This window comes from Thalassobaculum fulvum, from assembly GCF_014652915.1.
GTDB classification, from domain to species: Bacteria; Pseudomonadota; Alphaproteobacteria; order Thalassobaculales; family Thalassobaculaceae; genus Thalassobaculum_A; species Thalassobaculum_A fulvum.
The window spans coordinates 109,516-132,245 of record NZ_BMZS01000002.1 but is presented as its reverse complement, the minus strand read 5'-3'; the positions used below and the strand labels follow the sequence as shown (position 1 = coordinate 132,245).

At 70.3% G+C, this 22,730-nt stretch carries 25 protein-coding genes; 11 read left to right on the top strand and 14 right to left on the bottom strand.

Features of this window, described 5'->3' with window-relative positions; all coding sequences use genetic code 11:
- Window positions 1–108: 108 nt before the first annotated feature.
- The 5 genes from IE246_RS03720 to IE246_RS03700 form a co-directional block, all read right to left on the bottom strand.
- Window positions 109–432 (bottom strand): DUF1488 family protein, encoded by a 324-nt coding sequence (locus IE246_RS03720; protein ID WP_229836317.1) that lies wholly within the window; start codon window positions 430–432, stop codon window positions 109–111.
- Window positions 433–460: 28 nt separating this feature from the next.
- Window positions 461–610: a hypothetical protein gene (locus tag IE246_RS03715; protein WP_189987601.1), complete on the bottom strand. Its 150-nt coding sequence runs from the start codon at window positions 608–610 to the stop codon at window positions 461–463.
- A gap of 109 nt (window positions 611–719) precedes the next feature.
- Complete coding sequence (locus tag IE246_RS03710) at window positions 720–911, bottom strand: hypothetical protein (RefSeq protein ID WP_189987600.1); 192 nt, start codon at window positions 909–911, stop codon at window positions 720–722.
- 38 nt (window positions 912–949) lie between these two features.
- The gene (locus IE246_RS03705) at window positions 950–1,393 is read right to left on the bottom strand and encodes a hypothetical protein (protein ID WP_189987599.1); all 444 of its coding nucleotides are present in this window, start codon (window positions 1,391–1,393) and stop codon (window positions 950–952) included.
- A 293-nt stretch (window positions 1,394–1,686) separates the two neighbouring features.
- Entirely contained in the window at window positions 1,687–2,172 is a 486-nt protein-coding gene (locus IE246_RS03700) for a PaaI family thioesterase (protein ID WP_189987598.1), read from the bottom strand.
- A gap of 202 nt (window positions 2,173–2,374) precedes the next feature.
- Here IE246_RS03700 and IE246_RS03695 point away from each other — a divergent pair, with 202 nt between their 5' ends.
- The 3 genes from IE246_RS03695 to IE246_RS03685 all read left to right on the top strand — a co-directional run bounded on the left by IE246_RS03695 (window position 2,375) and on the right by IE246_RS03685 (window position 6,569).
- Window positions 2,375–3,319 (top strand): methylenetetrahydrofolate reductase, encoded by a 945-nt coding sequence (locus IE246_RS03695; protein WP_189987597.1) that lies wholly within the window; start codon window positions 2,375–2,377, stop codon window positions 3,317–3,319.
- Between the two features lie 40 nt (window positions 3,320–3,359).
- Window positions 3,360–4,271: a methyltetrahydrofolate cobalamin methyltransferase gene (locus tag IE246_RS03690; RefSeq protein ID WP_189987596.1), complete on the top strand. Its 912-nt coding sequence runs from the start codon at window positions 3,360–3,362 to the stop codon at window positions 4,269–4,271.
- Window positions 4,272–4,481: 210 nt separating this feature from the next.
- A complete protein-coding gene (locus IE246_RS03685; RefSeq protein WP_189987595.1) occupies window positions 4,482–6,569 on the top strand; it encodes an ASKHA domain-containing protein in 2,088 nt (695 codons plus the stop codon).
- Window positions 6,570–6,847: 278 nt separating this feature from the next.
- Here the strand turns inward: IE246_RS03685 and IE246_RS03680 are convergent, their stop codons facing one another.
- Window positions 6,848–7,720 carry a phosphonopyruvate hydrolase gene (locus IE246_RS03680; RefSeq protein ID WP_189987594.1) on the bottom strand — a complete coding sequence of 291 codons (873 nt, stop codon included), beginning with the start codon at window positions 7,718–7,720 and terminating at the stop codon, window positions 6,848–6,850.
- An 86-nt stretch (window positions 7,721–7,806) separates the two neighbouring features.
- Window positions 7,807–8,379: a histidine phosphatase family protein gene (locus tag IE246_RS03675; RefSeq protein ID WP_229836315.1), complete on the bottom strand. Its 573-nt coding sequence runs from the start codon at window positions 8,377–8,379 to the stop codon at window positions 7,807–7,809.
- Between the two features lie 253 nt (window positions 8,380–8,632).
- Between IE246_RS03675 and IE246_RS03670 the strand changes: the two genes are divergently transcribed.
- The gene (locus IE246_RS03670; RefSeq protein WP_189987592.1) at window positions 8,633–10,348 is read left to right on the top strand and encodes a methyl-accepting chemotaxis protein; all 1,716 of its coding nucleotides are present in this window, start codon (window positions 8,633–8,635) and stop codon (window positions 10,346–10,348) included.
- A gap of 33 nt (window positions 10,349–10,381) precedes the next feature.
- On the opposite strand, the gene IE246_RS03665 is transcribed toward IE246_RS03670, so the two are convergent.
- The 4 genes from IE246_RS03665 to IE246_RS03650 form a co-directional block, all read right to left on the bottom strand.
- Window positions 10,382–10,996 (bottom strand): 2-hydroxychromene-2-carboxylate isomerase, encoded by a 615-nt coding sequence (locus tag IE246_RS03665; RefSeq protein ID WP_189987591.1) that lies wholly within the window; start codon window positions 10,994–10,996, stop codon window positions 10,382–10,384.
- 90 nt (window positions 10,997–11,086) lie between these two features.
- A complete protein-coding gene (locus IE246_RS03660) occupies window positions 11,087–11,569 on the bottom strand; it encodes a flavodoxin family protein (protein WP_189987590.1) in 483 nt (160 codons plus the stop codon).
- Between the two features lie 113 nt (window positions 11,570–11,682).
- Window positions 11,683–13,368 carry a glutamine--tRNA ligase/YqeY domain fusion protein gene (locus tag IE246_RS03655; RefSeq protein WP_189987589.1) on the bottom strand — a complete coding sequence of 562 codons (1,686 nt, stop codon included), beginning with the start codon at window positions 13,366–13,368 and terminating at the stop codon, window positions 11,683–11,685.
- A gap of 207 nt (window positions 13,369–13,575) precedes the next feature.
- On the bottom strand, window positions 13,576–14,454 hold the full coding sequence (locus tag IE246_RS03650; protein ID WP_189987588.1) for an MBL fold metallo-hydrolase: 879 nt from the start codon (window positions 14,452–14,454) through the stop codon (window positions 13,576–13,578).
- A gap of 157 nt (window positions 14,455–14,611) precedes the next feature.
- Here IE246_RS03650 and IE246_RS03645 point away from each other — a divergent pair, with 157 nt between their 5' ends.
- The 4 genes from IE246_RS03645 to IE246_RS03630 all read left to right on the top strand — a co-directional run bounded on the left by IE246_RS03645 (window position 14,612) and on the right by IE246_RS03630 (window position 17,989).
- The gene (locus tag IE246_RS03645; RefSeq protein WP_189987587.1) at window positions 14,612–15,325 is read left to right on the top strand and encodes a tellurite resistance TerB family protein; all 714 of its coding nucleotides are present in this window, start codon (window positions 14,612–14,614) and stop codon (window positions 15,323–15,325) included.
- Window positions 15,326–15,404: 79 nt separating this feature from the next.
- Window positions 15,405–15,785, top strand: a complete 381-nt coding sequence (locus IE246_RS03640; RefSeq protein WP_189987586.1) for a nuclear transport factor 2 family protein — start codon at window positions 15,405–15,407, stop codon at window positions 15,783–15,785.
- A 69-nt stretch (window positions 15,786–15,854) separates the two neighbouring features.
- Window positions 15,855–16,940: a dipeptidase gene (locus IE246_RS03635; protein ID WP_189987585.1), complete on the top strand. Its 1,086-nt coding sequence runs from the start codon at window positions 15,855–15,857 to the stop codon at window positions 16,938–16,940.
- A gap of 86 nt (window positions 16,941–17,026) precedes the next feature.
- The gene (locus tag IE246_RS03630; protein ID WP_189987584.1) at window positions 17,027–17,989 is read left to right on the top strand and encodes a cation diffusion facilitator family transporter; all 963 of its coding nucleotides are present in this window, start codon (window positions 17,027–17,029) and stop codon (window positions 17,987–17,989) included.
- 45 nt (window positions 17,990–18,034) lie between these two features.
- Here the strand turns inward: IE246_RS03630 and IE246_RS03625 are convergent, their stop codons facing one another.
- The 3 genes from IE246_RS03625 to IE246_RS03615 all read right to left on the bottom strand — a co-directional run bounded on the left by IE246_RS03625 (window position 18,035) and on the right by IE246_RS03615 (window position 20,419).
- Window positions 18,035–18,415 carry a hypothetical protein gene (locus IE246_RS03625; RefSeq protein WP_189987583.1) on the bottom strand — a complete coding sequence of 127 codons (381 nt, stop codon included), beginning with the start codon at window positions 18,413–18,415 and terminating at the stop codon, window positions 18,035–18,037.
- 71 nt (window positions 18,416–18,486) lie between these two features.
- A complete protein-coding gene (locus tag IE246_RS03620) occupies window positions 18,487–19,617 on the bottom strand; it encodes a PAS domain-containing sensor histidine kinase (protein ID WP_189987582.1) in 1,131 nt (376 codons plus the stop codon).
- A gap of 220 nt (window positions 19,618–19,837) precedes the next feature.
- Window positions 19,838–20,419: a TetR/AcrR family transcriptional regulator gene (locus IE246_RS03615; protein WP_189987581.1), complete on the bottom strand. Its 582-nt coding sequence runs from the start codon at window positions 20,417–20,419 to the stop codon at window positions 19,838–19,840.
- Window positions 20,420–20,604: 185 nt separating this feature from the next.
- Between IE246_RS03615 and IE246_RS03610 the strand changes: the two genes are divergently transcribed.
- From IE246_RS03610 to IE246_RS03600, 3 genes are all read left to right on the top strand, one after another.
- Entirely contained in the window at window positions 20,605–21,153 is a 549-nt protein-coding gene (locus IE246_RS03610; protein WP_189987580.1) for a carboxymuconolactone decarboxylase family protein, read from the top strand.
- A 74-nt stretch (window positions 21,154–21,227) separates the two neighbouring features.
- Window positions 21,228–21,692 (top strand): nuclear transport factor 2 family protein, encoded by a 465-nt coding sequence (locus IE246_RS03605; RefSeq protein WP_189987579.1) that lies wholly within the window; start codon window positions 21,228–21,230, stop codon window positions 21,690–21,692.
- A 125-nt stretch (window positions 21,693–21,817) separates the two neighbouring features.
- On the top strand, window positions 21,818–22,687 hold the full coding sequence (locus IE246_RS03600; RefSeq protein WP_189987578.1) for a cysteine hydrolase family protein: 870 nt from the start codon (window positions 21,818–21,820) through the stop codon (window positions 22,685–22,687).
- Window positions 22,688–22,730 lie beyond the last annotated feature (43 nt).

The following is a 22,730-nucleotide window of genomic DNA, read 5'->3' as shown; positions in this document are numbered from 1 at the left end:
TCTCTCCATGACAGGGTCATCGGCTCTCCCTTCGGATCGGTTTCCGCTGTCGCGCGGTGCAGGTCGGGGCAGAAGCGTGTCCGGAACGCGCTTCCGGGGAATCGGGTGTCAGAAGTCCGACAGGGTCAGGTGATGGCTGTAGGCGGGGCGGCGGGCGTGAACCGCTGCCGCCACTTCGCGTATCCGGGCCACCCCCTCGTCGAACGCCTGAAGCGCTATGGCCTCGGCATGCGCCGATTCCGGATCGGCTTCGGACTGCGGGTCGACGGGCATCAACGCATCGACCTCGACGAAGAACGTGATCTCGAGAGCGCTGTCGTATCCCCAGAACCGCACGCGCCGTCGCGTCGGATCGTAGCTGCGTGAGCCGTTCGGGAAACTGAGCGGGATGTCATGCCCTCCTGCACAGGGCGTGTGGGTACGACGGACCATCCGGCCCGCCGCGCCACACGCGTACGATCTAGCCTTTGTTGTCGGGCACTTGCGCCTCGGTCGGCGTCTTGGCGGCCGGGGCGGTCGGTCGGTCGTGGACCGGCATCGCCTTCGGCCCGTCGTTCGCCGCGGTTTTCTTTTCGGTATTAAGATTTGACGAGAAGTTCTTGAACGACATCTGATCACCAATTCAAGTGGTTGCAGAAAATCAAGTATTCTAAGTGGTGATTCGGAGCGTTATTCGCAAGTTTATTTTGATTTGGTGTGTGCCGATCGGGCCGGCAACCTCAAGCCAACGACAGGTCGGGCTCCGAGACGAGCCGCTCGTGCGGCTCCTGCTTGCTCTTGATGCGGTATTGCGGGCCGCGGTTGTCGGCCGGGAGACGCGCGATGACGGTGTACTCGCCGCGCGCCGCCTTGAGGGTGCCCTGGCCGAAATAGCTGACCATCTGGCCGACCTTGAACTTGTGCTGTTGCATTGTCGTCCTTGCCGCGAGGCGGTTGCGGCGGCTGGTTGTTAGCGGTCGAGGTAATCGAAGAGCGCCCGGCTGGCGTCGGTCGAGACGCCGTCCGCGCCCTCCTCGTCGGAGGCGAACATCCGGGTTCCGCGATCGCCGACAATCGGAGCGTCCGCCGGCGGCTGGTCGGTATCCGGCGCTTTCCCCTTGGCGGACCGGTCCCGCGGCGCGACGAGCAGCCCGCGCTGCCGGGCTCGTCGCCCGAATTCGTGCAGGTCGATCAGGAGCCGCAAGAACTCGGCACGTACCGCCGTGTCGGCGATGGCCTGCTCGGCCTGCCAGGCCATGATGCTGATGTTCGCGCTGGCGATCTTGTGTTCACGCATCAGCGCGCGGGCGCGCGACTGCACTTCCACGAGCCTGTCCATCAGCGCGTCGTTGTCGAGATTGTGCGGTGCCGACCGGTCGGACGACTCCGCGGCGCCCGAACTGCGCGCCGCCATAGACATTTACGGATCCTTCCGCAGGACAAACTGCCGATCTGCAAAAATTCAATGCCGTCGACAGTCCGATCTGCCATAAGTTGACAGTTTTGGCGCGCCGAGAATTGAGCTTACGGTGCGTCGGAACTTTTGAATTTATATATCGTTAATTCGCAGAAATCCAGGAAAATTGATGCAATTTCATTCGAAATGCCGCCAGAGCCAGGGTGCCGAACCCAGGAAGTTCTTGGTCAACGTGCCGGAATCGCGGCTCTCTTTCTTAAGGACGGGGTGACCGTCGGCCGCGCGCGCGACTACCCCAGGATCAGGCAGGTCTCGGAGCCGTGGGCGTAGACCTTGCCGGCGGCGTCGACGACCCGCGCCTCGGCGGTCGCGGTGCGGCGGCCCTGGTGCACCACCCAGCCTTCGATCCGCAGCTTGCCGGTCTTCTCGGTGACCGCCCGGGTGATGTTCACCTTGTACTCCAGCGTGGTGTAGCCGGTGCCGGCCGGCAGCGCCGAGTGCACCGCGCAGCCCATCGCCGAGTCCAGCACCAGGCCGTACCAGCCGCCGTGCAGGCCGCCGGCCGGGTTCAGCAGGTGCTCGCCCCACTCGCCCTCGAACACCGCGCGGCCGTCGCCGGCCTCGACCAGCCGGAAGCCGACGGTCTTGCCGATGGTCGGCATCGGCAGCTCGCCGGCGATCAGCTTGGCGAACAGTTCCGGGCCCGACAGCTCGCGCACGGCGGCGGCCAGCTCGGCCGGATCGGTCCAGGTGACGGTGCGGCTGCGCTCGGTCATCGACTGGCTCTCCCCAGGGGGTTCCGAAGGTGATGTCGCCGTCACATGCCTGGAAGTCGGTGTCGAGACAATCGGAATCGGCGGAACGAATGCGTGTCGGATTTGAGGCGTTCGGCGGCGCCGCGACACCATCACCGCGCCGGAAATCGCCGATAAGTGTCGGCACGTTCGGGTTGGTCGTGTGGTGGAGGTCGTGTCGCCGATGAGCCAGTTTGCCGTATCCCCCCGTGCCTCCGCTGCCGATGTCGTCGCCCTGATGCGCGACTTCTCGGTAGAGACCACGCCGACCTCGGCGGCCAAGGTCGCGAGCTTCGCCGACCATCTGGCGGCCGGCACCACCGTCAACGTGACGTTCCTGCCGGGCTCCGATCCCGCCGATACCGTCGCGGTCGCCCGCCGGCTGCGGGCCGAGGGCTTCGAGCCGGTGCCGCACGTGGCGGCGCGCTCGCTGGCCGACCGGGCGACGCTCGACCGCTATCTCGGCCGCCTCGGAGACGAGGCCGGCGTCACCCAGGCGCTGGTGATCGCCGGCGGCGTCGACAAGCCGGTCGGCGCCTTCGCGTCGTCCATGGACCTGCTGGCGACCGGGCTTTTCCAGGCCCGCGGCATCACCCGGATCGGCGTCGCCGGGCACCCCGAGGGCACCCCCGACATCGCGGAGCCGGCGCTCCGGGACGCGCTGCTGTGGAAGAACCGCTACGCCGCCGAGCACGGGCTCGACATGTACATCGAGACCCAGTTCTGTTTCGACGCCGCCGCCATCGCCGCCTGGGACCGCAGGATCCGCGGCTGGGGCAACCGGCTGCCGATCCACCTCGGTGTGCCCGGCCTGGCGACCCTGAAGACCCTGCTCAAGTTCGCCCAGTCGTCCGGCGTCGGCCCGTCGATCCGGGTGCTGACCCGCCAGGCCCGCAACATCGCCAAGCTGATGCTGGTGCAGGCCCCCGACCGGCTGGTCGTCGAGCTCGCCGCCTGCAAGGCGTTGGACCCGGAGTGCGGCATCGAGAAGCTGCACTTCTACCCGTTCGGCGGCCTCGCCAAGACCGCCGAGTGGGCGAACGCCGTGGCCGCCGGCCGGTTCGCCTTCGATGAGCGCGGCACCGGCCTCGTTATCGGCGAGCAGGCGACGCTGCGCGCCGCCTCCTGACCTCCATCGACACCAGCAAGCCCGCGTTCCGGAGAACCCCATGGTCGACACCGTCGTCAGCTCCGCCACCAAGGAAGTCGTGATCGGCTTCGAGCGGCCGTTCTGCGTCATCGGCGAGCGCATCAACCCGACCGGGCGCAAGCTGCTGGCGGCCGAGATGGCGGCCGGCGACTACAGCCGGGTCGAGGCCGACGCGCTGGCCCAGGTCGCCGCCGGCGCCACCATGCTGGACGTCAACGCCGGCATCCCGATGGCCGACGAGCCGGCGATCCTGGCGGAGTCGATCAAGCTGGTGCAGTCGCTGACCGACGTGCCGCTGTCGATCGACAGCTCGATCGTGGCGGCGCTGGAGGCCGGGCTCGCGGTCTACAGGGGCAAGGCGCTGGTCAACTCGGTCACCGGCGAGGAAGAGCGCCTCGAGGTCGTGCTGCCGCTGGTCAAGAAGTACGGCGCGGCCGTGGTGGCGATCTCCAACGACGAGACCGGCATCTCCGAGGACCCGGACGTCCGCTTCGAGGTCGCCAGGAAGATCGTCCAGCGCGCCGCCGACTACGGCATCCCGGCCGCCGACGTGGTGGTCGACCCGCTGGTGATGCCGGTCGGCGCCCTGAACCTGGCCGGGATCTCGGCGATGCGGCTGATCCGCCGGCTGCGCGAGGAACTCGGCGTCAACACCACCTGCGGCGCCTCCAACATCTCGTTCGGCCTGCCGAACCGGCACGGGCTGAACGCGGCGTTCCTGACCATGGCGATCGCGTCCGGCATGACCTCGGCGATCATGAACCCGCTGCGCGACGAGGAGATGCAGGCGATCATGGGCGCCAACGTAATGATGGGGAACGACCCGGAGTGCCGGCGCTGGATCCGCAAGTACCGCGAGCCGTTGCCGGAGGGCGCCGAGCAGCTCGGCGCGCGCGGCGGCCGCGAGCGGCGGCGCCAGCGGGCGGTGTGAGTTGGGAGTGCACCGGCGTTGGACCGGCCGGTGGGTTCCGGATGCCGCTGCGCGGCTCCGGAATGACGGAAGGGATAAGGGGGCCGGACAAGTAGCTCCTTTCCTTTCGTCGTTCCGGACGCGCCAGGCGCGATCCGGAACCCACCAGTCGCTCCGAGCCGGGGCTGGAACGTGGAGGAGTAGTCGAGGCGTGGAGACCGCGATCACCGGATGACGGAATCGAGCGTCGCGCGGACACCGCAGGGAGACCCGGCCCCCCAGCAGGCGGCCGGTGACGGGGAGGCTTTCGTCGTCTTCACCCCGTCGGGGCGGCGTGGCCGGTTCCGGGTCGGCACCCCGGTGCTGGAGGCGGCCCGCAAGCTCGGGGTCGACATCGACTCGGTGTGCGGCGGCCGCGGCATCTGCGGGCGCTGCCAGGTCGACGTCGCGGTCGGGCATTTCCCGAAGTTCCAGGTCGACTCCCGCGCCGGCAACCTGACCGAGCCGGCCAGGCAGGAGCTGCGCTACGCCGAGAAGCGCGGGCTGGCGGCCGGCCGGCGGCTGTCGTGCTCGGCCAAGCTGCTGGGCGACGTGGTCATCGATGTGCCGGAGACCAGCCAGGTCCACCGGCAGATCGTGCGCAAGCGCGCCGAGGCGCGCGTCATCGACATCAAGCCGATCCACAAGCTGCACTACGTCGAGGTGCGCGAGCCCGACATGCACGACCCGTCCGGCGACTTCCGGCGGCTGTGCGAGAGCCTGCGCGAGCAGTGGCCGGACTGGGGCATCGCCGCCGACGTGAGCTGCGACCTGCCGGTGCTGGTCGGGCTGCAGAAGGCGCTGCGCCAGGGCGACTGGAAGGTCACGGTGTGCCTGCGCGAGGGCCGGCGCGTGGTGGCGGTGTGGCCGGGCTTCCGCGAGAAGGTCTACGGCCTGGCGGTCGACATCGGCTCGACCACCATGTCGGCGCATCTGTGCGAGCTCGGCACCGGCGAGGTGGTGGCTTCCGGCGGGGTGATGAACCCGCAGATCCGCTACGGCGAGGATCTGATGAGCCGGGTCAGCTACGTGATGATGAACCCGGGCGGCGAGGTCGAGCTGACCCGGGTGGTCCGCGAGTCGGTGAATTACCTGGCCGGCCAGGTGGCCGAGGAGGCCGGGATCGTCCGCGAGGACATCGTCGACCTGGTGTTCGTCGGCAACCCGATCATGCACCACCTGATGCTCGGCATCGACCCGGTGGAACTCGGCGGCGCCCCGTTCGCGCTGGCGATCGACACCGCCGTGAACCTGCGGGCCGAGGAGCTGAGTCTCGCTCTGCACCCGAACGCCCGGGTCTACGGCCTGCCGTGCATCGCGGGGCACGTCGGCGCCGACACCGCGGCGGTGATCCTCTCGGAGGCGCCGCACGGCCAGGACGCGATGACGCTGATCGTCGACGTCGGCACCAACGCCGAGATCGTGCTCGGCAACCGGCACCGGCTGCTGGCCGCCTCGTCGCCGACCGGCCCGGCCTTCGAGGGGGCGCAGATCTCCTCCGGCCAGCGCGCCGCCCCCGGCGCCATCGAGCGGGTGCGGATCGACCCGCTGACGCTGGAGCCGCGCTTCAAGGTGATCGGCTCGGAACTGTGGTCGGACCAGGACGGCTTCGACGAGGAGACCCGGCGCACCGGCATCACCGGGATCTGCGGCTCCGGCATCATCGAGGTGCTGGCCGAGATGTACCTCGCCGGCATCCTGCGCCACGACGGCATCATCGACGGCGCGGCGGCGGCCCGCAGCCCGCGCATCGAGGCGGACGGCCGGACCTTCGCCTACCGGCTGACGCCGGAGGTCTCGATCGTGCAGAACGACGTGCGCGCCATCCAGCTCGCCAAGGCGGCGCTGTACGCCGGCGCCCGGCTGCTGATGGACAAGATGGGGGTCGAGACGGTCGAGCGGGTCATCCTGGCCGGCGCCTTCGGCAGCCACATCGACACCAAGTACGCGATGGTGCTGGGGATGATCCCGGACTGCCGGCTCGACCGGGTGTGGTCGGTCGGCAACGCCGCCGGCACCGGCGCCCGCATCGCCCTGCTGAACGCCGAGGCGCGGCGCGAGATCGAGACCGTGGTGCGCCGGGTCGAGAAGATCGAGACCGCGGTCGAGCCGCGCTTCCAGGAGCACTTCGTCGGCGCCATGGCGATCCCGCACGCCACCGCGCCATACCCGAACCTGGCGGCCGAGGTGGCGCTGCCGGAGCGGCCGGCGCCGGGCGAGGGCGGAGACGAAGGCGGCGAGGGGCGCCGGCGGCGCGGCGGCAGGAGGGGACGAGGCTGACGCCGGGCGGCGCGGCGGTTGGGCCCGTCCTTTCCCTATCGCCTTGAAGTGTCCGAGGCGAAGCGGAAGTTCCGGTGGCGGTTCCGGTAGTTCCGGTGACATAGTTCCGGTGACAGTAGTTCCGGTGACAGTGCACTTATCTCGCGGTTCCAGTGACAGCAGTTCCGGTGACAGTGCACTTATCTCGTGGCAGGAATTGAGTGCACTGTCACCGGAATAACTGTCACCGGAATATGTGTTGACCACTGGCACGGTCTGCCACGTGCTGGCGCTCCCCGCTACCGCAGGAACCGCTTCTCGTCCTGTTTGACCCGGTCCATGCCCTGCAGGCGGAAGATCTCCTCGACGCTGACGATGTCGCGGTCGGCGCCCCGGATGCCGCCCTCGTCGAGGATCTGCCGGAACACCCGCTGCATCGCCGTCACCGCGGCGCGGATCGCGTGGTTGCCCCAGATCGCGACGGCGATCTTGCCGAGCGCCTTCATGCGCTCCACCGTGAACTCCGGGTAGGCGGTCGGCACCACCACGATCGGCACCTTTCCCCGCCACGCCCGCACGTAGCTCTCGACCTCGTCCGGGGTCTTCTGCTTGGAGTGGATCAGGATCATGTCGGCGCCGGCTTCCTCGTAGGCCGCCGAGCGGGCCAGCGCCTCGGCCTCGCCGAGCCCGGCGATCAGCGCCTCGCAGCGGGCGATCACCAGGAAGTCCGGGTCCCTGCGGGTCGCGCAGGCGGCCTCGATCTTGCCCTGGAACTCCTCGACCCGCAGCAGGTCCTGGCGGCCGCCGGCGATCAGGCTGGTGACCTTGGGGAACGACTTGTCCTCGATCACCACCGCGGCGGCGCCGGCGCGCTCGTACTGCTCGATCGCGTGGATTACGTTGATGGCGTTGCCGAAGCCGGTGTCGATGTCGGCCACCACCGGCAGGCCCGACGCCTCGACCATCGCCCGCATGGTCTCCAGGTGCTGGGTCATGGTGACCAGGCTGACGTCCGGCAGGCCGTGCAGCGCCGACAGCTCGAAGCCGCTCGCCCAGATGCCGTCGAACCCGGCCTCGGCCGCCAGCCTCGCCGACAGCGGGCTGTGCCCGGCCATCACCTGCACCAGCCCGCGCTCGGCGATCCGGTCCTTCAGTTGCCTGCCCTTGCTCATGCTCCGGCCCTCGTCGTTGCAGGGCGAAGGCTAGGCCAGCCGGGGGCGACGGCGCCACCGGAAACGCCCGCGTTCGGACGTCGATTTCAGGGCACCGGGATCGCGATCGAGCCGAGCGTCTGCACGCCGCCGTCCTGGGCGACCCGGATCACCAGCACCTCGCCGGACCGGGTCGAGCGGCCGGTGAGGGCCGCAATGTTGACCTGGTGGGTGACCAGCAGCAGCTTCTCCGCCGGATCCGCCCCGGCGAGGCGCCGGCGCACCGCCTCGGTCTGGGCGTCGGCGGTGCTGCGGTCGGCGAAGAACGAGTCGAGCGCCGCGAATTCCTCGACCGGAGCCAGTGCGGTTTCCTCGGCCGTGTGCCGGCACCGGCACCAGCGGCTGGTCAGGATCCGGTCGACCTCGATGCCGGCGGCCCGGAAGGCGTCGCCGACGGCCCGGGCCTGGGCCCGGCCGCGCGCGTCCAGGTCGCGCTGGGTCGCGCAGTCGCCGAGGGTGAAGCCTGCCGGGTCGCCGAAGCCGGGAGCCAGGGCGTGGCGCATCACCGCCACGGTGCCGGGCTGGCGCAGGGCCGCCCAGGCTTCCGGGGAGGCGGTCGCAGGGGTGGCGGTCAGCAGGGCGGACAGCAGGATCAGCAGGCGGCTCAGGCGGGCGGTCACGCGGCGTCTCCGTCTCGATGGCTCCCGTGACCGAGGTAGCTCGGCCGGGCGGCGCGGCAACCCCGCGGTCCGGTGGCTGGCCCGCATAGAGTAATCGCGAATGAATACGGTCGTATTCGACCGTTGCCAGGCAAGAAGTTCTTTACTCATTTTTCATCACTCGTGCCCTGAATGCAGGATGACCGGACGGGATGGGGAGGCCGACTCTGACCCGGTGATCGGTATGCGAATGGCCAAGAGGTTGAGGGCTGCCATGTCATTGGTGAACATCCCGATTTCGGCGAAGATCTTCTCCATCATCGCGGTCCTCGGCGCTGCGGTGCTGGCGGTCGCGGGGGTCGGGATCTCGGCCCTGCACACGCTCGACGAAATCGCCGCCGAGGTGGAGCATTCCGCCGAGGAGGCGGTCGAGGGGCTCCGGCTCAGCCAGCTCGTCACCACCCTGAACCGCTCGGAGTACATCATCGCGGCCGAGCCCAGCCCGGACCGGATCGCCGAAATGCAGTCTGTGATCGCACAGGAGAAGGCCGAGCTCGAGGCGAGGCTGGCGAGCGCGCGCGCGCTGACCGCCGCCACCGAGACGGAGCTGCTGGCGGTGCTGGAGCGGGTCGAGGCCGGGTTCGCCGGCTATCGGCGCGGCGTCGAGGCGATGCTGAAGATCGTCGCCGGCGCCGGAGCGTCGGTCGAGATCAGCGAGACGCAGCACCGCATCGTCGAGGCGGTCCGCGCCAACCAGGGGGCGGCGCAGAACCTCAACAGCACGATCCGGGAATACGTGGCGCTGGCCGAGGCCCGAGCGCATGCCGAGGCGGCCCGGGCCGACGAGACCTACGAGCGGATCCGCGCGATCATGATCGCGGTGTCGGCCGCCGGGCTGGTGCTGGGAACCGCGCTGGGCATGGCGATCGCCCGCTATGGCATCGTCGAGCCGATCCGGCGCGTGGTGTCGGCGCTGAAGGAGCTGGCGACCGGCAACCTCGCGGCCGAGGTCTTCGGCGTGGGCCGCCGCGACGAGATCGGGGCGATCGCCGGCGCCATGCAGGTGTTCAAGGACAGCATGATCCGCACCCGGCAGTTGGAGGAGGACGCCGCCGAGGCCGAACGCCGGGCGGCGGCGGAGCAGGCCCGGGCGATGAACGCGCTGGCCGACCGGTTCGAGGAGAGTGTCGGGGCGATCGTCGAGGCGGTGTCGTCGGCCGCGACCGAGCTGGAGGCGGCAGCCCAGACCCTGAACTCCAGCCTGGAGGAGACCAACAGCCAGGCCGGCACGGTGGCGGCGGCCGCCGACGAGGCGAGCGCCAACGTCGAGACCGTGGCCACCGCCTGCGAGGAGCTGGCGGCGTCGGTCCGCGAGATCGGCCAGCAGGTCGCCCAGTCCTCGACGATCTCGTCGCGGGCCGTGGACGACGCCGAGCGCACCCGGGTCACCGCGGAAGGGCTGGTGGTCACCTCGCAGAAGATCGGCGAGGTGGTCGAGCTGATCCAGGACATCGCCGAGCGGACCAACCTGCTGGCGCTGAACGCCACCATCGAGGCCGCCCGTGCCGGCGAAGCGGGCAAGGGCTTCGCGGTCGTGGCCGAGGAAGTGAAGAACCTGGCGACCCAGACGGCCCGCGCCACCGAAGGCATCACCGCCCAGGTCGGGGAGGTCCAGGACGTCACCCGCCGGACCGCCAGCGCCATCGAGGGGATCGCCCGGGTGATCGGCGAGAGCCGCGACATCGCCGCGGCCATCGCCTCGGCGGTCGAGGAACAGGGCTCGGCCACCCAGGAGATCGCCCGCAACGTCCAGCAGGCCTCGGCCGGCACCAACGAGGTGAGCGGTGCCATCGCCCAGGTCAGCCAGGCCGCGGCGGAAGGCGGCTCGGCGGCGTCGCAGGTGCTGTCCGCCGCCCGCGAACTCGCCGAATCCGCCAGCAGCCTGCGGCGCCAGGTCGGCGAGTTCGTGTCGCGGGTCCGGGTCGCCTGACGCGGCCGCCCTGACGCGTCCTGTTCGGGCGCCTCAGCCGCCGGCCAGCGCCCGCTCGACGAAGTCCAGACGGTCCTGGCCGTAGAACGGCTCGTCGTCGACGAAGTAGGTCGGTGCGCCGATCACGCCGCGCACGATCGCCTCCTGGCAGTTGCGCTGCAGCTCGGCCTGCACGCCGGCGCTCAGCGCCTCGTCCATCAGTGCCTCGGCGTCGGCGAAGCCGGCCGACCCGCAGAGCTCGGCGACCACCGTGCGGTCGGCGATGTCGCGGTCGTCGCGCCACAGCGCCTGCAGCACCGCCAGGCTGAGCGCGTCGACGTCGCCCGGCTCGCCGCGCGCCACCGCGCGCTGGCCGGCGATCACGATGCCCGACGGCAGCTCGACCGGGCCCATGTGGTGCACCGGCTCGCGCAGCAGCGGGACGCCCAGGTGGTCGGCCCAGCGCAGCGCGTCGCGCATCGAGTAGTTCCGCAGCATGGTCGGTCGCTCGCCGAACGGCAGGCCGCCGATCGCCGGCATCGTCACCGACAGCAGGATCGGCCGGTGCACGATCCGCCGCCCGTGCGCCTTCGCCATCGCGTTCAGCCGGGCGGCTCCCAGATAGGTGAAGTTGGAGCGGGTCGAGTAGTAGTAGTCGATGGTCTTCACGGCGGTCCCCCTGATGGCGAGGGCGCGACGGTACGATGCGGCCCATCGGGTCGCCAGCGGGTTCGACGCCACGATTGCGTGAGCTTGGCCTCAGGCGGGGCGGCCGCGGCGAAGCTCCGCCGCGAAGGCGGCGATGGCGGCCGGGTCCTTGCCCTCCTTGAAGTGCTCGGCGGTCAGCGCCAGGGTCGCCGCCGGCTGCCTGCCGGCAAGCGCCGCCATCGTCGCGAACGCCCGCTCGAACCCGGCGCCGCCGGCGGTCGCGAAGAACGCGACGGCCGGCAGCCGGGCCGCGGTGCGCGTCAGGTAGGCCCGCACCGGGGTGCAGGCGTTCCAGGCCCAGACCGGGCCGCCGACCGCCACGAGCTCGTACTGCGCCGGGTCGTTCGCCGGCGGCTCGATCTCCGGGATCAGGCCTCTCCAACTGTCATGCCCGGCGCGCAAGGCCCCGAGCAATCCGGGCCGGTAGCGCGGGCAGCGGATTTCCTCCAGCTCGGCGCCGAGCTCTGATGCCAGCGCCCGGGCGACCCGGCGCGTGGTGCCGGTGAGCGAATAACAGACGACGAGCGCCCGCATGGCGAATCTCCGGATCTGGTGCCGGTGTGTCCGGAGTATCGCCCAGGGACCTGCGTGAGGAATTGATCCGGCGCAAGCGTCCGGCCGGCCGGGATCAAGCGGGGCGCCGGGGCCTACCCCTTCTGCTGGATCTTCGCCCAGGTGTCGCGCAGGCCGACGGTGCGGTTGAACACCGGCTTGCCCGGCGTGGAGTCGCGGTCGCGGCAGAAGTAACCGAGCCGCTCGAACTGCACCGGCGCCGGGTCGTTGCCGGCGGCCAGCGCCGGCTCGACCAGGGCCTCGACCACCTCCAGGGACTTCGGGTTCAGGTCGGCGAAGATGTCGCCGTCGCTCTCCGAGCCCGGGGTCGGGTTGGCGAACAGGTGGTCGTACAGCCGCACCTCGGCCGGCACGGCGTCGGCGGCGCACAGCCAGTGCAGGGTGCCGCGCACCTTGCGGCCGTCCGGCGAGTCGCCGCCGCGGGTCGCCGGGTCGTAGGTGCAGCGCAGCTCGACCACCTCGCCGGCCTCGTTCTTCACCACGCCTGTGCAGGTCACGAAGTAGCCGTAGCGCAGCCGCACCTCCTGGCCCGGGGTCAGGCGGTAGAACTTCTTCGGCGCCTCTTCCATGAAGTCGTCCTGCTCGACCCACAGCTCGCGGCCGAACCGGATCGTGCGGGTGCCGGCTTCCGGGTCCTCCGGGTTGTTGACCGCCGGCAGCTCTTCGAATTCGCCTTCCGGCCAGTTCTCGATCACCACCTTCAGGGGGCGCAGCACTGCCATCCGGCGCGGCGCCGCCTTGTTCAGGAAGTCGCGGATCGAGAACTCGAACATCCCGAAGTCGACCAGGCTGTTGGCGCGCGCCATGCCGATGCGCTTGATGAAGTCCTTCAGCGCCTCCGCCGGCACGCCGCGGCGCTGCAGGCCGGCCAGGGTCGGCATGCGCGGGTCGTCCCAGCCGCTGACGTGGCCGTCGCGCACCAGGGTGGTCAGCACCCGCTTCGACAGCACCGTGTAGGACAGGTTCAGGCGGGCGAACTCGTACTGCCGCGGCTTCGAGGGAACCGGCAGGTTCTCGATCAGCCACTCGTACAGCGGCCGGTGATCCTCGAACTCCAGCGTGCACAGCGAGTGCGTAATGCCCTCGATCGCGTCGGACTGGCCGTGCGCGTAGTCGTAGGTCGGGTACAGGCACCAGGCGTCGCCGGTGCGCGGGTGCGTGGCGTGCAGGATCCGGTAAAGGGTCGGGTCGCGCATGTTCATGTTGCCCGACGCCATGTCGATCTTCGCGCGCAGGACGCGGGCGCCGTTCGGGAACTCGCCGGCCCGCATGCGGCGGAACAGGTCCAGGTTCTCCTCGACGCTGCGGTCGCGGTACGGGCTCGGGGTGCCGGCCTCGGTCAGGGTGCCGCGGCTCTTGCGCATCTCCTCCGGCGACTGGTCGTCGACATAGGCCTTGCCGGCCTTGATCAGGTGCTCGGCCCACTCGTACAGCGTCTCGAAGTAGTCGGACGCGTGGTACAGGTGGCCGCCCCAGTCGAAGCCCAGCCAGCGCACGTCGCGCTGGATGGCGTCGATGAACTCCTGCTCCTCCTTCACCGGGTTGGTGTCGTCGAACCGCAGGTGGCAGCGGCCGCCGAACTCCTCGGCGACGCCGAAGTTCAGGCAGATCGACTTGGCGTGGCCGATGTGCAGGTAGCCGTTCGGCTCCGGCGGGAACCGGGTCACCGGGGCGGTGCACTTCCCGGCGGCGATGTCGGCGCGGATGATGTCGCGGATGAAGTCCTGGCCGGCCGCCGCATCCGTGGTCGTGTCGCTCATCCGAGGTTCCTTCGTTGCAGTGCGGCGCCTATGTGCCAAATCCACGGCGTTCCGCCAAGGGCGGCGTGCCGGTCGCGCCGTGGGTCCCGGCTCTCCGGGGCTGCGCCCCTGCGGCCGGGATGAGGCAATGAGGAGGGCCTTGCTTCAACCCTCATCCCGGCCGGAGCGGCTTGCCGCGCAGAGCCGGGACCTACCCGCCTCCCGCCGTCAGGAGCCCAGCCGCCAGTGGGCGTCGCCGTGGGTGAGCGTGCGGGTCGGCACGTCGTAGCTCATCAGGTCCTCGCCGATCGCGAACGGCCCGGCGAAGTCCTGCGCCACCTCGGCGGCCAGGGCCTCGCGGTCGAACTCGGCCGGCACGAAGTGGTTCAGCATCAGGAACCCGACCCCGGCCTCGCTGGCCACCTTGCCGACCTCGGCCGACAGGGTGTGATAGGAGGCGACGGCGTCGATGCCCTCCTGGGTGCGCACGCCCGGCACCGGCTTCATCAGGCCGTGGATGAAACACTCGTGCACCAGCACGTCGGCGCCGCGCGCCGCCTCGATCAGCGCCTCGCAGTAGCGGGTGTCGCCGCTGAACGCCGCCACCGTGCCGTCGTCGGCCCGGAACACGAAGCCGTAGGCCTCCTTGATCGGCTCGTGCTCGACCTTGACCGCGTCGACGAACAGCCCCGGCAGCTCGACCACCGGGCCTTCGCCGTACTCGACCACCTCGGCGGTGAAGCCGGCCAGGTTCGGGCGCCGCTCGTGCGCCATCCGCAGCTCGCGCTCCTCGCGCCACAGCGCCAGCAGCCCCTCGACGTAGGCACGGGTGCCTTTCGGCCCGTAGATCCGCTGCGGCACCGTGCGGTTCTGGTGCCAGCCCGAGACGATCAGCTGGTACAGGTCGACCAGGTGGTCGGAATGCAGGTGGGTCAGCAGCACCGCGTCCAGCCGCCCGCCCGGGCAGCCGGCACCGACCAGCCGCTGGGTGACGCCGGAGCCGCAGTCGATCAGCACCGAGACCTCGCCGTGGCGGACCAGGCTGGCCGGGCCGTAGCGTTTGGTGTGGCACTGCGGGCAGCCGGTGCCGAGCAGGGTGACTTTCATATGCAGGGCTCCATCGTTCGATCGTGGCCGCAGGTTAACTGCAAGCCGGGCGTTCGTCCCGCCCGGCGGACGGGGGTGCGACCTGGCGTCTCCGGCCGTTGATCCGTAGTGGGCGTTCCCTACCTGTACGGCTGATCAACCCGATACCGGAGACGAGATGGACCCGACCAAGCTGCTCGATCAGTTCCTCGGCGGCGACGCCAAGGCCGCCATGGGCCGCGCAACCGATGCGGCACGCCGGCAGGCCGACGCGATGGGCGGCCTCGGCGGCCTGGCCGGCGGCGCGGCGGCCGGAGGCCTGATCGCGCTGCTGCTCGGCAGCAAGAAGGTCCGCAAGATGGCCGGCGGCGCGGCCGCCTACGGCGGGGCGGCGGCGCTCGGCGCGCTGGCCTACCGGGCCTACACGAACTGGCAGGCCGGCCGGAGCGCGGCCGACGCGCCGGTCGCGACGGCCGAGGACGTTGCCCGGGCCGAGCCGCGATTCCTGCCCGAGGCGGCGCCGGCCGCCGACGGCCAGCCGTTCCAGCTCGCGCTGATCCGGGCGATGGTCGGGGCCGCCAAGGCCGACGGTCACGTCGATGCCGACGAGCAGGCCCGGCTGTTCGAGTCGGTCGACCGCATGGGTCTGGACGCGGCGGCCAAGGGTTTCGTGTTCGACCTGCTGGCGAAGCCGGTCGACCTGGGAGCGATCGCGTCGGCCGCGCAGTCGCCCGAGCAGGCGGCTGAGCTGTACCTGGTGTCGCGGCTGGCGATCGATCCGGACCACCCGGCCGAGCGCGCCTACCTGGAGGCGCTGGCGCACCGGCTCAGCCTGCCGGCCGACCTGGTCGCCCATCTCGACCGCCAGGCCGAGAGCGGGCTGCCGACCTGAGGTCCTGCCAGGGCAGTTCCATCTGCCGCAGTCCAGGCGCTAGCATGGCCGGGTCAACCATCGCTCGGAGACCCGGCCCATGTCGCGCCCCATCACCATTGCGCTGCTCGACGAGATCCAGGACGGCTTCAACCGGCACGACGTCGACGGGATCCTGTCGCACTTCGCCGACGACTGCGTCTGGCTGATGGCGCGCGGGCCGAACGCGCCGGAAGGCCGGCGCTGCGTCGGCAAGGCCGAGATCGCCCAGGTGTTGCGCGGCCGCTACGCCGAGATCCCGGACATGCGCTGGGAGGAGATGCGGCACTGGATCTGCGACGACACCAAGGCGCTTTCCGAATGGGTGGTGCGCGGCACCCCGGCCGGCGGCCAGCCGTTCGAGTACCTCGGCTGCGACCTGTGGGAGTTCCGCGACGGCATGGTCGTCAAGAAGGACACCTACTGGAAGTTCATCGGGTAGAGTGTGCCGGCAATTCTGCTAGCCTGATCGCTCGCCGGGGTTCTCCGGCTCCCTCATCGCGAGTCCATCATGCCCGACACCTCCGCCATGCCCGTCTTCGACGGCCACAACGACGTCCTGCTGCGCCTGTTCCGGAAGGGCGCACAGGGGGTCGAGCAGCAGTTCCTCGACGGCGACGGCGAAGGCCATCTCGACCTGCCGCGCATGCAGGCCGGCGGCTTTGCCGGCGGGCTGTTCGCGGTGTTCGTGCCGTCGCCGGACCCGGACCCGGCCGGCGCCAGGGCCGGGCGCCGCGAGGCGATGTCGGGCGAGAGCTACGACCTGCCGCTGCCCGCGCCGCTGTCGCTCGGCGAGGCGCAGCCGGTGGCGCTCGCCATGGCCGGCATCCTGTTCCGGATCGAGAAGGCGTCCGGCGGCCGCGTGAAGGTGTGCCGGACCGCCGCCGAGATCCGCGACTGCATGGCCAGGGGCGTGCTGGCGACCGTGCTGCACTTCGAGGGTGCGGAGGCGATCGACACCGACTTCCGGTCGCTCGAGGTGATGGTCCAGGCCGGGCTGCGCTCGCTCGGCCCGGTGTGGAGCCGGCCGACCGCCTACGGCCACGGCGTGCCGTTCCGGTTCCCGGGCTCGCCCGACACCGGCGACGGGCTGACCGACGCCGGCAAGGCGCTGGTGCGCGAGTGCAACCGGCTCGGCGTGATGCTCGACCTGTCGCACCTCAACGAGAAGGGCTTCTGGGACCTGGCGGAACTCAGCGACGCGCCGCTGGTCGCCTCGCACTCCAACGCCCATTCGATCTGCCCGACGACGCGCAACCTGACCGACGACCAGCTCGCCCGGATCCGCGAGAGCGGCGGCCTGGTCGGCATCAACTACGCCACCTCGTTCCTTCGCCCCGACGGCCAGATGAGCGCCGACACCGGCCTCGACGTGGTGCTGCGGCACATGGACCACCTGCTGGAGAAGCTGGGCGAGGACGGCGTCGGCCTCGGCTCCGACTTCGACGGCGCCACCATCCCGGCCGAGATCAAGGACGCCGCCGGCCTGCCGAACCTGGTCGCCGCCATGCGCCAAGCCGGCTACGGCGAGACGCTGGTCCGCAAGATCTGCTGGGAGAACTGGGTGAACGTGCTGGAACGCACCTGGGGCGGGTGAGGGGCAACACTATCACGTTGCGCGTGCCCTTGCGGCGCTGAGGGGGCTGCGGTCAGGTGGGCCGACGCCCCCGGCGGAGCCGCCCGATGCCGCACGATCATCACCATGGCCACGACCACGCTCACAGTGGCCACGGGCATGGCCACCATCACCACGACACCGCGTCGATGGGCGACGGGCGCCTCGCCTGGGCGGTGGCGGTCAACCTGGTGCTGACGGTCGCGCAGATCGCCGGCGGGCTGGTCTCAGGCAGCCTGGCGCTGGTCGCCGACGCGATCCACAACCTCAGCGACGCCGCCTCGCTGGCGATCGCACTGTTCGCCCGCCGGGTGGCGCGGCGCGGGGCCGACGCGCGCATGACCTACGGCTACCGGCGGGCCGAGATCATCGCCGCGCTGATCAACCTGACCACGCTGATCGTGATCGGCGTGTACCTGGTCTACGAGGCGGTGTTCCGGTTCTTCGCGCCGGAGCCGGTCGCCGGCTGGATCGTGGTGATCGTCGCCGCGATTGCGCTGGCGGTCGACCTGGTGACCGCCGCGTTGACCTATGCGGAATCGAAGAACAGCCTGAACGTGCGCGCCGCCTTCCTGCACAACGTCGCGGACGCGCTCGGCTCGGTCGTGGTGATCGCCGCCGGCGCGCTGGTGATCTGGTTCGGCTGGAGCTGGGTCGACCCGGCCGCGACCCTGCTGATCGCCGGCTACATCCTGTGGCACGGGCTGCTGGAGATCAGGAGCTGCATCCGCATCCTGATGGCCGGCGTGCCGCTGGACCAGGACCTGGAAACGCTCGGCGCCGCGGTCGCCGGCGTCGACGGCGTGGTCGGGGTCCATCACCTGCACGTCTGGCAGCTCGACGAGCGCAGCGCCTATTTCGAGGCCCATGTGGTGATCGAGCGTGCCGACGCCGACCGCATGGAGATCATCAAGCGCGCGGTCAAGCAGGTGCTGGGCGAGCGCTTCGGGATCGCCCACACGACGCTCGAGTTCGAGTTCGACGGCGCGGACTCGGCGTGCGGGGAGACCGCGACGGTGGTGGCGCACTGACGGGTTGCGGGCGGCCCGGTCGCCGCCGGGCCGCCCGGGTCGGGGTTACTGCTTCGGCGCCTTGCCGGTCTGGACGCCACGCAGGGTGTCGAACCGTATCAGCGCGGCCTCGACCTCGTCGGCGCCGCAGCCGGCGTGGCTCATCGCCCGGTCGATCCGGGCCTTGCCGGCCTCGATCATCTCGAGCTGCCGGCCGGCATGCATCGCCGCCCCGGCGCGCGCGGCGATCCGCGATTCCAGGAGCCGGTAGTCGGCCGGCGTGAACACCGCGCCCCGGCACTCGACCGCCGCGTACACCCCTTCGTGGTCTGCGCGGTAGCTCTGCTCGGCCGCGGTCGGAGCGGTCGCACCGGCGGCCTGGGCGACGGCGGTGGCGGCGAGCAGGCCGGCGACGGCGAGTCCGAGGGGCCGATGAAGTCGGATCATGACGGGGTCTCCTGTTCCGTGTCCGTTGCGACGACAACGCCGCGAGGGCCGGCCGGTTGCAGGAGAGGGGCTCAGCCGGGGGTGGTCGGGGCGGCGACGGCCCGCTCGGACGGCAGGTGCAGCGTCACGGTGGTGCCGGCGCCCTTGGCGCTGTCGATGGTCAGGCTGCCGCCGTGCAGGGCCGCCAGCTCGCGGCAGATCGACAGGCCGAGCCCGGTGCCGCCGCGGTTGCGGTCGAAGCCGTTGTCGATCTGCACGAACGGCTCAAGGGCGCGGACCGCCTCGGCCTCGGTCATGCCGACGCCGGTGTCGGCGACCCGGACGACCACCTCCTCCGGCAGCGCCTCGGCGGCGATCGTGACGGTGCCGCCGGGCGGCGTGAACTTGATGGCGTTGGACACCAGGTTGATCAGGATCTGGCCGAGCCGAAGCTGGTCCGCCCGCAGCGCCGGGAAGTCGCGCGGCAACGCCAGCTCGAGGGTGACCTCGGCCTTGCTGAGGTTGGCGGCGAACAGCCGGGCGGTCCGCTCGGCGACCGCATGCAGGTCGACCAGCCGCTCGTCGAGATGCATCTTGCCGGCGCCGATCTTCGACAGGTCGAGAATATCGCCGATCAGGCCGAGCAGGTGGGTGCCGCTGACCCGGATGTCCTCGGCGTACTCGAAGTAGCGCTCGTCGTGCGGACCCAGCAGCCGGCCGGCGATGATCTCGGCGAACCCGATGATCGCGTTCAGCGGCGACCGCAGCTCGTGACTCATCACCGCCAGGAAGGTGCTCTTGGCCTGCGACGCCGCCTCGGCCGCCAGCCGGGCGCGGGCCAGCTGCCGGTCGGCGTTCACCCGGTCGGTGACGTCCTGGACCGTGCCCTCGAAATAGATGATCCGCCCGGCGGCGTCGCGCACCGACCAGGCGTTCTCGGAGATCCAGATCCGGTCGCCGGTGGTCATTCGGCGGACCTCGGAGACGAAGTTCTCGATCCGGCCGTCCTCGGTGATCCGGCGGTAGAACTCCTCCCGGCGCGCGGGGTCGACGTACCAGCTGTTGCCGTTCTCCGAGAGGTCCTTCAGCATCTCGGCTTCGCCGGCGTAGCCGTTCAGTTCGACCAGGGTCGGGTTGGCCCGAATCACCCGGCCCTCGGGCGTGACGCGGTAGAGCCCGATGTTGGCGTTCTCGAAGAACGAGCGGTAGGTGCTGTCCAGCATCTGCCTGTCCCCGGGCGCATGGGTCGTGAGCGACTAGGATATGGCCGGGTGGCCCGCCCCCCTCGACAGCCCCGACCCGGTTCGCAAATTAACAGCGGATTTTACTTAAACAATCGTGAACGCGCGGGCCTGCATCGCCGGACCGCCGCCGGTCGATCGCCGCACGTCGCCGTTTCCGCCCGGGGCGGGCGAGCGGTCGGGCGGATGCGGCCCGCGGCGATCAGTCGTCGCGCAGCGCCGCGTCGATCGCGCCCACGGCCATTCGCTTGGCGATCCCGGCCGACTCGGGCATCCCGCGTACGTGCGCCGTGACGATCGCGCCTTCCTTGAGCAGCGCCAACTGCTCCGCGAGATCCCTGGGATCGCGGGCGCCGGCTTGGGCGCAGAGCCGCTCGAGGTACTCCACGATGCGCCGCTTGTGCTCGGCGGCGGTCCGGTGGGCGGGGTGGTTCTGGTCCCCGAACTCGCCCGCGGCATTGATGAAGGCGCACCCGGAGAACCCGAGCCCCTTGAAGGCGCGCCCCTGGAACCAGTCCTCGATCGCATCGAACATCGCCAGGAGGCGCTCGCGCGGGTTCGCCGAGGCCCTCTCCATCTCGCCCATCAGCCAGTTTCGGAACTGCTCGTCGCGACGGTGCAGGACGGCGAGGATCAGTTCGTCCTTCGAGCGGAAGTGCTTGTACAGCGTCATCTTCGCGACGCCGGCCTCCGACAGGATCTTGTCGATGCCGGTCGCGTTGAAGCCCTGGGTATAGAAGAGCCGCAGGGCGGTATCGACGAGTTCGTCACGGCGGGACTGCAAGGTACGGCTCCTGCGATCAGACTGTTCTGTCTATATTTTGCATCTGCTGAAGCCGGTTGCAAGGATCGCAGCGGGCACGATGTGTCGGTGGTTAGGATGTCGGGGTTGACAAATAGACAGACCGGTCTGTATATATCGATGCGACGCGATGGTGCGTCGTGACCCGACCGACAAGGAGGCTCCCCATGACCCGCATTCAGCTCCCCGACTCCATCGAGGCCGCCCCGGCCGCCGCCCAACCGCTGCTCGAGGGCGTCAGGAAGATGCTCGGCAGCGTTCCGAACCTGTTTCGCATCGCCGCCAACAGCCCGGCTGCCCTGGAAGGCTATCTCGGCCTCAACGGCGCCCTGGCGAAGGGCAGCCTCAAGCCCCAGACCCGCGAGCGGATCGCGCTGGCCGTCGCCCAGTTCAACGGCTGCGACTACTGCCTGTCGGCCCACACCTACCTGGGCAAGAACCTCGCGAAGCTCGACGACGCGGAGATCGCGGCGAACCGGCGCGGCGCGTCGAACGACCCGCAGGCGGACGCGGCGGTCCGGTTCGCCGTCAAGCTGGTCCGCGACCGCGGGCAGGTGACCGACGCCGACGTGTCGGCGGTCCGGATGGCCGGCTACAGCGAGGCGGAGATCGTCGAGATCGTGGCGCACGTCGCGCTCAACACGCTCACCAACTACCTCAACGAGGCGCTCGGCACGCCGATCGACTTCCCGGTCGTCAGCGCCAGGGCCGCCTGACCTTCAGGGAGCGCCGCCGGCGGCCCGTCCGTGGTCCCGTCGCGGCGCTCCGCCCCTCCGTCAGGAGACTTCCCATGAGTCGTCCCCCTCTCCCTCCGTTCGACGCGGATACCGCCGCGGCCAAGGTCCGTATGGCCGAGGACGCCTGGAACGGCCGGTCGCCGGAGCAGGTCGCGCTCGCCTACACGGCCGACAGCCGGTGGCGGAACCGCGCCGAGATCTTCGAAGGCCGCGACCGGATCGTCGCCTTCCTCACCCGCAAGTGGGCCCTCGAGCTCGACTATCGGCTGATCAAGGAACTCTGGGCGTTTGGCAGCGACAGGATCGCGGTGCGCTTCGCCTACGAGTACCGCGACGACCGCGGTTCCTGGTTCCGCGCCTATGGCAACGAGAACTGGGAGTTCGCCGCCGACGGCCTGATGCGCCGACGGATCGCCTCGATCAACGATCTGCCCATCGCCGAGGTCGAACGGCTGTTCCGCTGGCCGCTCGGGCCGCGTCCCGAGGATCATCCCGGCCTGTCGGCGCTGGGTCTCTAGGGGACACGAAGCCCCCCGAGACCGCTTTCCGACCACTTCCCGAAACCGGCCGCCCGTTGTCCCGCCGCGCGACGATTTCCGCGGAAGGACCCGTGCGACCCGATCCCGAGCAAAGGAGCTCCGACATGGACACCAACCACGATCACGATCACGACTGCGGGTGCGGCGTTACCCACGAGAAGGTCGACCTGGCCCGCCGTCGCCTGATGGCCGGGACCGCCGCCGGAATCGCCGTTGCGGCGGCCGGCACCGCCGCGGCCGCAACCGCCGCAGCCGCCACCGAAGAGGCGCGCTCGCTCTACGCCGATCCCGACAAGCCGGGTCTGCCGCAGGTCGACATGTCGATCGAGACCGGGCGCACCGCGCTCGTCGTGACCGATCCCCAGATCGACTTCCTCTCGAAGGACGGGGTGACCTGGGGCGTCGTCGGCGAGAGCGTCACCGAGCAGGGCACCGTCGACAACATCGAACGGCTGTTCGTCGCGGCGAAGGCCGCCGGCATGCCGGTGTTCATCTCGCCCCATTACTACTACCCGCACGATCACAAGTGGCGGTTCGAGGGCACGCTGGAGAAGACCATGCACGCGATCGGCATGTTCGACCGGCTCGGCCCGCTCGACCTCGAGAACTTCGAGGGCTCCGGCGCCGACTGGATGCCGCAGTACAAGAAGTACATCGCGGACGGCGAGACGATCGTCTGCTCGCCGCACAAGATCTACGGACCCGCGCAGAACGACCTCAACCTGCAGCTTCGCAAGCGCGGGATCGACAAGGTGATCCTGGCCGGCATGTCGGCGAACCTCTGCACGCAGGCGCATCTGTACGAGCTGCTCGAGCTCGGTTTCGAGGTCGCCGTGGTGCGCGACGCGACCGCCGGCGCGAAGGTTCCCGAGGGCGACGGCTATCTCGCCGCCATCATCAACTTCCGGATGGTCGCCAACGCCGTCTGGTGGACCGACGAGGCGGTCGAACGGATCGCCCGCTCCGCCGCCTGACGCCGCATCCGGCTTCCGCCATCCCCCGAGATACCGAAAGCGA

Coding starts and splice junctions, on each gene's coding strand:
- IE246_RS03720 (WP_229836317.1), bottom strand. CDS start 432: ATGGTCCGTCGTACCCACACGCCCTGTGCAGGAGGGCATGACATCCCG.
- IE246_RS03715 (WP_189987601.1), bottom strand. CDS start 610: ATGTCGTTCAAGAACTTCTCGTCAAATCTTAATACCGAAAAGAAAACC.
- IE246_RS03710 (WP_189987600.1), bottom strand. CDS start 911: ATGCAACAGCACAAGTTCAAGGTCGGCCAGATGGTCAGCTATTTCGGC.
- IE246_RS03705 (WP_189987599.1), bottom strand. CDS start 1,393: ATGGCGGCGCGCAGTTCGGGCGCCGCGGAGTCGTCCGACCGGTCGGCA.
- IE246_RS03700 (WP_189987598.1), bottom strand. CDS start 2,172: ATGACCGAGCGCAGCCGCACCGTCACCTGGACCGATCCGGCCGAGCTG.
- IE246_RS03695 (WP_189987597.1), top strand. CDS start 2,375: ATGAGCCAGTTTGCCGTATCCCCCCGTGCCTCCGCTGCCGATGTCGTC.
- IE246_RS03690 (WP_189987596.1), top strand. CDS start 3,360: ATGGTCGACACCGTCGTCAGCTCCGCCACCAAGGAAGTCGTGATCGGC.
- IE246_RS03685 (WP_189987595.1), top strand. CDS start 4,482: ATGACGGAATCGAGCGTCGCGCGGACACCGCAGGGAGACCCGGCCCCC.
- IE246_RS03680 (WP_189987594.1), bottom strand. CDS start 7,720: ATGAGCAAGGGCAGGCAACTGAAGGACCGGATCGCCGAGCGCGGGCTG.
- IE246_RS03670 (WP_189987592.1), top strand. CDS start 8,633: ATGTCATTGGTGAACATCCCGATTTCGGCGAAGATCTTCTCCATCATC.
- IE246_RS03660 (WP_189987590.1), bottom strand. CDS start 11,569: ATGCGGGCGCTCGTCGTCTGTTATTCGCTCACCGGCACCACGCGCCGG.
- IE246_RS03655 (WP_189987589.1), bottom strand. CDS start 13,368: ATGAGCGACACGACCACGGATGCGGCGGCCGGCCAGGACTTCATCCGC.
- IE246_RS03650 (WP_189987588.1), bottom strand. CDS start 14,454: ATGAAAGTCACCCTGCTCGGCACCGGCTGCCCGCAGTGCCACACCAAA.
- IE246_RS03645 (WP_189987587.1), top strand. CDS start 14,612: ATGGACCCGACCAAGCTGCTCGATCAGTTCCTCGGCGGCGACGCCAAG.
- IE246_RS03640 (WP_189987586.1), top strand. CDS start 15,405: ATGTCGCGCCCCATCACCATTGCGCTGCTCGACGAGATCCAGGACGGC.
- IE246_RS03635 (WP_189987585.1), top strand. CDS start 15,855: ATGCCCGACACCTCCGCCATGCCCGTCTTCGACGGCCACAACGACGTC.
- IE246_RS03630 (WP_189987584.1), top strand. CDS start 17,027: ATGCCGCACGATCATCACCATGGCCACGACCACGCTCACAGTGGCCAC.
- IE246_RS03625 (WP_189987583.1), bottom strand. CDS start 18,415: ATGATCCGACTTCATCGGCCCCTCGGACTCGCCGTCGCCGGCCTGCTC.
- IE246_RS03620 (WP_189987582.1), bottom strand. CDS start 19,617: ATGCTGGACAGCACCTACCGCTCGTTCTTCGAGAACGCCAACATCGGG.
- IE246_RS03610 (WP_189987580.1), top strand. CDS start 20,605: ATGACCCGCATTCAGCTCCCCGACTCCATCGAGGCCGCCCCGGCCGCC.
- IE246_RS03605 (WP_189987579.1), top strand. CDS start 21,228: ATGAGTCGTCCCCCTCTCCCTCCGTTCGACGCGGATACCGCCGCGGCC.
- IE246_RS03600 (WP_189987578.1), top strand. CDS start 21,818: ATGGACACCAACCACGATCACGATCACGACTGCGGGTGCGGCGTTACC.